General features: G+C 61.8%; 10 protein-coding genes and 1 tRNA gene. All 11 read left to right on the forward strand.

The window, feature by feature from the left end; genetic code table 11:
- Positions 1 to 84: EF-Tu C-terminal domain-related protein (locus tag NKG60_RS31975; RefSeq protein WP_455749504.1), on the forward strand; the 84-nt coding region annotated here is incomplete at its 5' end.
- 158 nt (positions 85 to 242) lie between these two features.
- Complete coding sequence (locus NKG60_RS31980; protein ID WP_352671299.1) at positions 243 to 1,934, forward strand: COG3904 family protein; 1,692 nt, start codon at positions 243 to 245, stop codon at positions 1,932 to 1,934.
- A gap of 112 nt (positions 1,935 to 2,046) precedes the next feature.
- Positions 2,047 to 2,529 (forward strand): group II truncated hemoglobin, encoded by a 483-nt coding sequence (locus NKG60_RS31985; protein WP_352671297.1) that lies wholly within the window; start codon positions 2,047 to 2,049, stop codon positions 2,527 to 2,529.
- A gap of 129 nt (positions 2,530 to 2,658) precedes the next feature.
- Positions 2,659 to 3,174 (forward strand): hypothetical protein, encoded by a 516-nt coding sequence (locus NKG60_RS31990; RefSeq protein WP_352671295.1) that lies wholly within the window; start codon positions 2,659 to 2,661, stop codon positions 3,172 to 3,174.
- Positions 3,175 to 3,251: 77 nt separating this feature from the next.
- Positions 3,252 to 3,327, forward strand: a tRNA-Trp gene (locus tag NKG60_RS31995).
- A gap of 363 nt (positions 3,328 to 3,690) precedes the next feature.
- Complete coding sequence (gene secE / locus NKG60_RS32000; RefSeq protein ID WP_352671292.1) at positions 3,691 to 3,894, forward strand: preprotein translocase subunit SecE; 204 nt, start codon at positions 3,691 to 3,693, stop codon at positions 3,892 to 3,894.
- A gap of 27 nt (positions 3,895 to 3,921) precedes the next feature.
- Positions 3,922 to 4,449: a transcription termination/antitermination protein NusG gene (nusG, locus tag NKG60_RS32005; protein ID WP_006333333.1), complete on the forward strand. Its 528-nt coding sequence runs from the start codon at positions 3,922 to 3,924 to the stop codon at positions 4,447 to 4,449.
- Between the two features lie 160 nt (positions 4,450 to 4,609).
- Positions 4,610 to 5,038, forward strand: coding sequence for a 50S ribosomal protein L11 (rplK, locus tag NKG60_RS32010; protein ID WP_023680440.1), 429 nt, complete (start codon positions 4,610 to 4,612; stop codon positions 5,036 to 5,038).
- Positions 5,039 to 5,042: 4 nt separating this feature from the next.
- Positions 5,043 to 5,741: a 50S ribosomal protein L1 gene (gene rplA, locus NKG60_RS32015; RefSeq protein WP_023680441.1), complete on the forward strand. Its 699-nt coding sequence runs from the start codon at positions 5,043 to 5,045 to the stop codon at positions 5,739 to 5,741.
- Between the two features lie 393 nt (positions 5,742 to 6,134).
- Positions 6,135 to 6,653, forward strand: a complete 519-nt coding sequence (rplJ, locus tag NKG60_RS32020; protein ID WP_008875657.1) for a 50S ribosomal protein L10 — start codon at positions 6,135 to 6,137, stop codon at positions 6,651 to 6,653.
- 54 nt (positions 6,654 to 6,707) lie between these two features.
- Positions 6,708 to 7,085: a 50S ribosomal protein L7/L12 gene (gene rplL, locus NKG60_RS32025; protein ID WP_023680442.1), complete on the forward strand. Its 378-nt coding sequence runs from the start codon at positions 6,708 to 6,710 to the stop codon at positions 7,083 to 7,085.
- The last annotated feature ends 88 nt before the right edge of the window (positions 7,086 to 7,173 follow it).

The following is a 7,173-nucleotide window of genomic DNA, read 5'->3' on the forward strand; positions in this document are numbered from 1 at the left end:
GCCATGGAAGAGAAGCTGCGCTTCGCCATCCGTGAAGGCGGCCGCACCGTCGGTGCCGGCATCGTCGTCACCATCAAAGAGTAATCGCCGGCGCTGCCGGTTGAGATCGGATGAAAAAGGGCGGTCTTCGGGCCGCCCTTTTGATTCTGATATTCTGGCAATGGATTAACCGCATTGCTTCAAATCCTGTTGCAAGCGCCTCTGCCATAACTAGTATAGGTTGCATCGAGGGGGCTGCCCGAATGGTTCCATGGCGCCGTTTGCATAGTCAGGCATGGTGGTCGCTAGGGCTGATCTGCCTGGCGTCGTTGCTTGTTATGGGCTACGCTGCTTTCGCAGCGGATGCAAAGAAATCCACGCCGGAAAAATCCACGCCGGATTTCGGCCCGACGATGCGGTTCGTCGTCGTCCGCAGCAGCGCGCCGGGCTGCGAGCCGACCTGTCCGGAATGGATATCGGCCGAAGGCTCGATTGAAGCCGGGACGCCGGCCCTTTTCAAGCGCACGCTTAAGGCGCTTGGCGCCCGAAAGCTGCCGATCGTCGTCGATTCCCCCGGCGGCAATGTCGAAGCGGCGCTGACACTTGGTCGCCTGATCCGCAAGAACAAGCTCGATATCGCCGTCGGCAAAACCCGCTTCGTCGGCTGTCTGCCAGATGTGAAGAACTGCAAGGAAAACGACGGCAAGGGCGCCCGTTATTTCGGCGATGCCTATGTCAACGGCGCCATCTGCAATTCCGCCTGTCCGTTGATGTTTTCCGGTGGCATCCGGCGCGTGGTCGGGGAGTGGGCCTTTCTCGGCGTCCATCAGATCACCACGACCTATATCCGGACGAAACTGCTGTACCGCACCACCTACCGCATGGTGAAAGGCAAGAAGAAGATACTCAGCACCAGGGTCGTCAGCCGGAAGAACGCCGGCAGCTACAAGACCTACGAGATGAACAAGCCGCTGGAGCGGAAGCTGGCGGCCTATCTGAAGGAGATGGGCGTCGGCCTGGGCGTGCTCGAGACCATGAAAAGCACGCCGGCCAGCAGCATCCAGCAACTGGTTTCCTACGACATGCTGCAAATGAACCTCGTCACCAGCCTGGATGCCGTCGACCTGCTGACCGCGCCAACCCTATGCAAATCCGATCCGTTGCCGGCGAGTTGCAGGGAACTGCCGGCGCCGGCGAATATCGCGAAGCCGGCCGGGCAAGTGGTGGCGAGCGCCGAGCCTGCACCTTCAGGGCTCGAAACCCCGCCGGCGAAGGAGGTCGCTGACATGCGCTTCGTCCTGGTCCGCGGCAGCAATCCGCTATGCAATCCCAATTGCCCGGAATGGATCTCGGCGGAAGGCACGATCACCGCTCACACGGCCGAAAAACTGCGCCAACTGCTTGACAGCGTCGGCGCCCGGCGCCTGCCCATCGTCGTCAGTTCGCCTGGCGGTGACGTGCTTGGCGCTCTCGCCGCCGGAAGGCTGATCCGCGAACGTAAACTCGACATAGCGGTAGCGCGGACGGACTTCATCGGCTGCGAGCCGCGGCAGGCCGACTGCGCCGCCGAAGACGGCGTCTATAACGGGCTCACGGTCGATGTCGGCGGCGAGTGCGGCTCGGCCTGCCCAATCATGCTCGCCGGCGGTGTCAAACGCTTGGTCGGCCCGCGTGCACAGTTGAGTGTGCATTCGATGGGCTTCGAGCAGCGGGTTAAGGCCTATCTCGAGGACATGACTGTTGGACCCGGCATGTTTTCGGCGATGCAATCGGCGCAATACTCGCGCTACCGGCAGGTTGAACCAGAGATGATGCTGAAAGTCGGGCTGACGACCGGGCCTGGGTCCGCGGACGAATTGACCGGGCCTGGCATCTGCAGATCGGAGCCAAGGCCGGAGAACTGCCGCGAGCTCTCGGGCGCCAAGGCTCAGGTCACCACGCCCGTGAAATCATAGGCCGGTCAAATCGTAAGGCAGGCATTGCGGCTGACTGGCCATCGAGGCAGGTTGAGTGGCGCTCGATGTTTCCGCTATCGTCCAGCGAAGACCAGCATGGGAGGGACCGCGAATGAGCCAGGATGTCCCGACATTGTTCGAATGGGCCGGCGGGTCCGACGCGCTGAACCGCCTGACCCAGACCTTCTACGACAACGTCTCCCGGGACCCAATCGTCGGGCCGGTGTTCAAGCATATGTCGCCGGACCATCCCGCTCACGTCGCAGCCTTCATCGGCGAAGTCTTTGGCGGACCGAAAACCTACAGCGAGAAGCATGGCGGCCATCGCGAGATGGTGATGCATCATCTCGGCAAGCATCTGACCGAGGAGCAGCGCCGGCGCTGGGTCAATCTTCTCGCCGACGCCGCCGACGAGATTGGGTTGCCTGACGATCCCGAATTCCGCTCGGCCTTCATGGCCTATGTCGAATGGGGATCGCGGCTGGCCAAGATGAACTCCAACAAGGGCCCGACCTGCGATCCCGAGACGGAACCGATGCCGGCCTGGGGCTGGGGCGTGCCCGGCGGACCGTACAAGCCGCCTTCGGGAGACTGACCGGGCACGAATCGGTCGAAAAACCCTGCCGCCAGGAAAACGGGTGGCTCTGGCGGTCTCGGTCCTCCAGGCTAACGGTTTAAAGTCGCCGTCGAATGGCGGGCCACACTGGAAACCGGAGGCTTTGCGATGAGATCGGAAGGCAAGAAAAATTCAGACAGCGTCTTTGACAGCGACCGCGGATCCCGAAATCCGTTTGGCGTCATGGACGTCCCCACTCCCGACGACGAGGAGGTGTCGGCGTTCGCCGCCGGCGTGAAACTGGAGGGAACTGCAAGCGATGAAAACGCCGAGGCCTGGGGCACCGAAAGCGACCGCGACCGCAACGACACCATCGAAGGCAGCTGGTCCAGCCGATGGAACGGCGGTGCCGACCCCACAATTCCGGGCGACAGCAAGGATAGATGGAAGTCTGGCCGGGGCGAGGTGAAGACAGCGGGAGAGAGAGTTTATCTGCTGTTCGATTGGCATGATGGCGTGCGCAAGGGGCTCATCGACGCGCGTCGTCGGGGTGCGAAGGGGCTGGTCGGAAAATACATCAATCTGACCGACCCAGAAATCGTGCGTCCCTGGGTCGGCTTGATCGTCAGCAATCAAAGGATCGACGGGAAATGGCCGGGAGGACGCCTGGACTTCCGCAGATGAAGGCTGGGCAGCGCACACCGCTCTTTACAGAGCGCGCGGAAGCTTTTAGGAAGCGCCTGCTGCGCCGACATGCGCATACGGGCATAGCTCAGTTGGTAGAGCGGCGGTCTCCAAAACCGCAGGTCGTAGGTTCGAGCCCTGCTGCCCGTGCCATTCTTTGAATGGATGCCTAAAATGATTCTTTTGCGGTGCGGCCTTTGAAAATCGGCTTGTGACTTGCCATATAGCATAAGTTGCGGCATAAGGGCCGCATAGCCGGGACGGGACGACTGGATGGTTCCGAGGCGGCGTTTGGCCATAAAGCGGACACTTGCCACTTGCGTGGATCAAGAATCGGTTTTATGTAGACGAGACAGACACGCGACGCGTGGAGCTGGGAAGCCGGCTTTACGCGTCTGATTTGCATGGGCGAAATGATTGCGCTGATTCGGCGCGAACGCACGCTCAAGCGGCACGTCCCGGCCAGCGGGATCATCCAGGAGACCCGGCCAACGGGTCTTGCAGACAGAGCGGCATATGGCTTCGAAAACCACAAATCCCTTCACCTTTCTCCAGCAGGTTCGCTCGGAGACCGCCAAGGTCACTTGGCCGTCGCGGCGCGAAACGATGATCTCGACGGTGATGGTCCTTGTGTTCGCGGTCATCGCGATGATCTTTTTCTTTACCGCAGACGTGGCCATGGGCTTTGCGGTCGAAAAAATCCTCGGCCTCGGACAGTAAGTCCGGCGATTACGGAGAAGTCTTGAAATGACCGCGCGGTGGTACATCGTCCACGCCTACTCGAACTTTGAAAAGAAGGTCGCCGAGGACATTGAGAACAAGGCCAAGCAGAAGGGCCTGTCCGCCGACATCGAGCAGATCGTGGTGCCGACCGAGAAGGTCGTCGAGATCCGCCGCGGCCGCAAGGTCGATGCCGAGCGCAAGTTCTTTCCGGGCTATGTGCTGCTGAAAGCCAATCTGACCGACGCCGTGTTCTCGCTCGTCAAGAACACGCCGAAGGTCACCGGTTTCCTGGGCGACTCCAAGCCGGTGCCGATCACCGAAGCCGAGGCCCAGCGTATCCTGAACCAGGTTCAGGAGGGCGTCGAGCGGCCGAAGCCGTCGGTGACGTTCGAGATCGGCGAAGCGATCCGCGTTTCGGATGGACCATTCGCGTCCTTTAACGGTTTCGTCCAGGAAGTGGACGAGGAGCGGGCGCGGCTCAAGGTGGAAGTTTCGATCTTCGGGCGCGCTGTGCCAGTCGATCTGGAATTCGGACAGGTCGAGAAGGGCTGATCCGAAATCCCTGCACCGGTTTCGGCGGCAGGGAAGGCGGCGCGGAGATCGCGCGGCCAAAAACGGGTGGGAGGCGAATGCGGCTTTAGCCGGCCGCGCGGACCGCACCACCAGACTGCAACCGCCGGCAAGACCGGCATGAGAAAAGGCAGGAAGAGAGATGGCTAAGAAAATTGCAGGCCAGCTCAAGCTCCAGGTTTCCGCGGGATCGGCCACGCCGTCGCCCCCGATCGGCCCGGCGCTTGGTCAGCGTGGCATCAACATCATGGAGTTTTGCAAGGCGTTCAACGCGCAGACCCAGGAAATGGAAAAGGGCTCGCCGGTTCCGGTTGTCATCACCTACTATCAGGACAAGTCGTTCACCTTCGTCATGAAGACGCCGCCGGTGAGCTATTTCCTGAAGAAGGCCGCGAACCTGAAGTCGGGCTCGAAGGAGCCGGGCAAGGTCAAGGCCGGCACGATCGGCCGTGACAAGGTGCGCGCCATCGCCGAGCAGAAGATGAAGGATCTGAACGCAAACGACGTCGAGGCGGCCATGCGCATGGTCGAGGGCTCCGCCCGCTCGATGGGTCTGGAAGTGGTGGGCTGAGATCATGGCAAAGATTGCAAAGCGTGTATCGAAGACCCGCGAAGGCATCGATCCCAACAAGGCTTACGCTTTGGGTGAGGCGCTGAAGCTGCTCAAGGATCGCTCCTCGGTGAAGTTCGACGAGACCATCGAAGTCGCGATGAACCTCGGCGTCGACCCACGCCATGCCGACCAGATGGTCCGCGGCGTGGTCAACCTGCCGAACGGCACCGGCCGCAGCGTTCGCGTCGCCGTCTTCGCGCGTGGTGACAAGGCCGAGGAGGCCAAGGCCGCCGGCGCCGACATCGTCGGAGCCGAGGATCTGGTCGACATCGTCCAGAAGGGCACGATCGACTTCGACCGCTGCATCGCCACGCCGGACATGATGCCGCTGGTCGGACGTCTCGGCAAGGTGCTCGGCCCGCGCGGCATGATGCCGAATCCGAAGGTCGGCACCGTCACCACCGACGTTACCGCCGCGGTCAAGGCATCGAAGGGCGGCGCCGTCGAGTTCCGCGTCGAGAAGGCCGGCATCGTTCATGCAGGCGTCGGCAAGGTCTCGTTCGACGTCAAGGCGCTGGAAGAAAACGTCCGCGCTTTCGCTGACGCGGTAACCAGGGCAAAGCCCGCTGGTGCCAAGGGCAACTACGTCAAGAAGGTGTCGGTCACCTCGACGATGGGCCCGGGCCTCAAGCTCGACGTCTCGACGCTCGCAGCGTCCTGATACGAACAATTGGATCGGCCGCTAAAACGCTGATCCGTGAAAGAATTCCGGGCCTCCGACCTGTCGGCGGCCCGGTACCGGAAGTCGAAAGGCTTCCGGACATCCTGTCCGAGATTGCAGGCGGCCCCCAAGCCTTAGGTGATGTGGGCCTTAATTCATGTGGGCCTGCATGAGACGGGTGAAGACCGGACAAAGGAGCCAAAAGCTCCAATGAAAGGTTCGAACCGTGTTTGCCTTTTGTCTGCGCACCCGTCCGGCTAGCCGGCAGGTGTGGCGAAAGGGGGCAGGATCCTCGAGCGTCGTTCGGGAGATCCGTTACTGGATGGCCCGGCCGGCAAAAGGCAACCCGACGCCTGTCCTTCGTAGAGGGCAGGGGTCAACTGGAGATAGGCAGTGGACAGAGCGGAAAAACGCGAACTCGTCACGGGCCTGAATGATGCGTTTTCAAGCGCGGGTTCAGTCGTCGTGGCCCACTACGCCGGTATCACCGTCGCGCAAATGAACGACCTTCGGTCGAAAATGCGCGCCGCCGGTGGCACCGTCAAAGTCGCGAAGAACCGTCTCGCCAAAATCGCTCTTCAGGGCACGGACTCCGCATCGATCATCGAGCTGTTCAAGGGACAGACGCTGATCGCCTATTCGGAGGATCCGATTGCGGCGCCGAAGGTCGCGTCCGATTTCGCCAAGGGAAATGACAAGCTCGTCATTCTCGGCGGCGCAATGGGCACCACCTCGCTCAATGCCGACGGTGTGAAGGCACTCGCCACACTTCCGTCGCTCGATGAGCTGCGCGCCAGGCTGGTTGGCATGATCGCCACGCCGGCAACCCGGATCGCCCAGATCGTCAATGCGCCTGCGGCTTCGGTCGCGCGCGTCATCGGCGCTTACGCCCGGAAGGACGAGGCGGCATGAGGCCGTTCCTCGCTATCACAAACACACGTTCGAACCTTATGAAGGAATATTGCAATGGCTGATCTGGCAAAGATCGTAGACGACCTTTCGAAGCTGACCGTCCTCGAGGCGGCCGAGCTGTCGAAGCTTCTTGAAGAAAAGTGGGGCGTTTCCGCCGCTGCTCCGGTGGCGGTTGCCGCTGCCGGCGGCGCTGCGGCCGCTGCTGCTCCGGTCGAGGAAAAGACGGAATTCGACGTCGTCCTCACCGAGGCAGGCGCTCAGAAGATCAATGTCATCAAGGAAGTTCGCGCCATCACCGGTCTTGGCCTCAAGGAAGCCAAGGACCTGGTCGAGGCGGCTCCGAAGCCGGTCAAGGAAGCCGTTTCCAAGGCCGACGCGGACAAGTTCAAGGCCCAGCTGGAAGCAGCCGGCGCCAAGGTCGAACTGAAGTAAGCGTTGAGTACCGGGGGGCGGCGGGGGGCCCTGCCCCCCAGGGTTAGCGGGGCAGGGGGGGCGGGGGATGCGTAGACGGCGCAAAACA

The sequence above is a fragment of the Mesorhizobium sp. M1428 genome (genome assembly GCF_040317515.1).
In the GTDB taxonomy this organism is placed as follows: Bacteria; Pseudomonadota; Alphaproteobacteria; order Rhizobiales; family Rhizobiaceae; genus Mesorhizobium.